This is a genomic window from Campylobacter sp. B0100352/1, from assembly GCF_020135855.1.
GTDB lineage: Bacteria > Campylobacterota > Campylobacteria > Campylobacterales > Campylobacteraceae > Campylobacter_D > Campylobacter_D taeniopygiae.
On record NZ_JACHTP010000052.1, the window covers coordinates 1 to 2,245 of the forward strand.

General features: G+C 28.5%; 4 protein-coding genes. All 4 read left to right on the forward strand.

Annotated features, from left to right (window positions below; translation table 11 throughout):
• Positions 1–46: 46 nt before the first annotated feature.
• Genes H2279_RS08335 through H2279_RS08350 form a run of 4 tightly spaced genes read left to right on the forward strand, consistent with a single transcriptional unit; the run spans position 47 to position 2,148 of the window.
• A complete protein-coding gene (locus H2279_RS08335) occupies positions 47–1,075 on the forward strand; it encodes a lysozyme inhibitor LprI family protein (protein ID WP_337196255.1) in 1,029 nt (342 codons plus the stop codon).
• 27 nt (positions 1,076–1,102) lie between these two features.
• Positions 1,103–1,582 (forward strand): hypothetical protein, encoded by a 480-nt coding sequence (locus tag H2279_RS08340; protein ID WP_337196256.1) that lies wholly within the window; start codon positions 1,103–1,105, stop codon positions 1,580–1,582.
• Entirely contained in the window at positions 1,572–1,694 is a 123-nt protein-coding gene (locus H2279_RS08345; RefSeq protein WP_281276531.1) for a hypothetical protein, read from the forward strand. Before H2279_RS08340 ends, H2279_RS08345 begins: the two co-directional genes overlap by 11 nt.
• The gene (locus tag H2279_RS08350; RefSeq protein WP_337196257.1) at positions 1,687–2,148 is read left to right on the forward strand and encodes a hypothetical protein; all 462 of its coding nucleotides are present in this window, start codon (positions 1,687–1,689) and stop codon (positions 2,146–2,148) included. The genes H2279_RS08345 and H2279_RS08350 overlap by 8 nt, the downstream gene beginning before the upstream one ends.
• The last annotated feature ends 97 nt before the right edge of the window (positions 2,149–2,245 follow it).

Genomic DNA, 2,245 nt, shown 5'->3' on the forward strand with positions numbered 1-2,245 from the left:
GGTTTAAAACCTACAAATAAAATTAATTTCTATTTTAGGAGTCATTATGAAAAAAATTTTAATGAGTATTTTAGTATTTTTAACCCCAATGCTTTATGCACAATCTCCAAGTGAAGCTAAACCTAGTTTTGATTGTGCTAAAGCAAAAAGCAATGTCGAAAAGATGATATGCAATGATAAAAGCGGGAATTTACAAAATTTAGATCGCTATATGGGTGAAGTCTATACACAATTAAGAAGAGAGTTAAAAGTTTCTAAGTTTCCCGATAAGGAGCAAAGACTAAAAGATCTTTTAAATTCACAAAGGGCATTTATTAAAAATTTAAATAAAGTTTATTCTCTAGAAGATGCTTACGAAGAACGCATTACAGACTTGCTTAAACTTCTAGGTAAAGTGCTAGATTCTAACAATAAAGAATTATGTGAATATGCAAGACAGCATAAAAATGATTCGGACAAATGGCAAGAACTTTCCCCTTCTATTAATCCTCCCTTTAGTATAGGCCTTTGTGCTTTTGGATCAAATATTCAATATGGCGTTTTTTATAGTTATTGCACAAAAAAGAGAGAGATTAAAAAAGAAGCAGAAGCAGATATCCTAGACTTAAAAGGCTATCCTTACATTTATAAAAGAAAAATTGATATTAACAATGATGGGGTATTAGATGATGTAGTTCTTTCAATAGGAAACTATTTTGGTGCACTTGCAATATATAAAAATGGTAAGCTAGATGCAAAAGCAAGTGATAAAATCTATGGGGATGATTTGCATTTTCATGGAGAAAAGACTGAAGAAGAAGTTTGTTTAGAAAATGAAGTGCCTTGCTTCGCATTTCAAACATATGCCATGCCAAGCAATAAAATTTCAGGAATACCAGAACAACCAGAATTTAATCCCGAGTTTCCTATACTAACCCGTTTAAACTATGATGTTATGGAATTTAAAGGAAAAAATTATATTGCCCTTTATAATCGCAGATTTGATGATTTTTATAAAGAAGAAAATACTACTTATCCAAAAACACGCATTTATCTTTTAAAAGGCGATAAAAGAGAATTAAAATGCACTTATTAAAAAGAATAATTATAATAAGGAGTTTTTATGCAAAAGTTTTTAATAGTTTTAGGATTGTATTTAATTTTAGGCATTAGTGCTAATGCAGAAACTAACAATAAGGCTAACTCCACTCATGCAACACATTTAAACAAATGGCTTGGAACTTATACATTACAAGAAAATCTTTATATGGGGAGCTTTACAATACAAAAGTGTGATAAGTTTAATATTTGCGAAGCTAGGTATAAAGCTATCCTCTATAAAAGTGAATTTAATGATATGCACGAATGCGAGATAACTTTGAAATTACAGATAAAATCTCCACAAGAAGCTATAGCTTTAAATGATGATAAAGACTTTGCAAATTGTAAAATTTATATTAGGAAAAATCAACAAGGTATTATATTTACAAGGGATGAGAAAGCATTTGATTCGCCTGACTTTTTTGTAGCACAATGTGTGGCAACCAAACGATATTTGAGTGGGAAGATGTCTATAAAAAGGAAATACAATAATGCTTTATGATATTAAAGAATTAAATGAAAATGATTATAAAAAAGAATGTGCAAAGCTTCTTATTGCTTTTGAAAATTCAAATTATAGACATATATATTATTTAAGGAGAATATATGAATAATAAAATAGTCATATTGATATTATGCTTAATGCAAATACTTTTTGCAAACCAAAGCACGCGAGAATGGAGTGGTGTATATGGTTTTTCTGAAAATATAGATTTGCAAAATATAGATTTATCAAAAAGTAGGCAACAAATTTTTCGCTTTTTAGAGTGCAATAATGCAATTTGCTTAACTGAATATGAATCTTTGTATAAATATTCTACTTGCAAAATACATAAATATGATAATTTAAAAATACTTTCTCCAAATCAAGCAATTTTATATTTAAAAATCAAAGATAAAAATAATGCAGAAAAAATGTGCAAAGTACTTTTGCAAAGAACACAAAAAGGTTTTAGAGCAAAAAATCCTTTGAATGCAATAGAATCTTGTAATATAAGTTTATCTATTTTTGAACCTTGTGGCGCAGGGACTAATCCAGATTGGACTAAGGAGTTTATAAAGGAATAAAATGAACATTAAAGCTCTAGATGATGAAACTTATGCAATACTTTTAGGAGTTTTGATTTGCAATCTTGAAATAGATGCAAAAAACTTTTTATTTCAA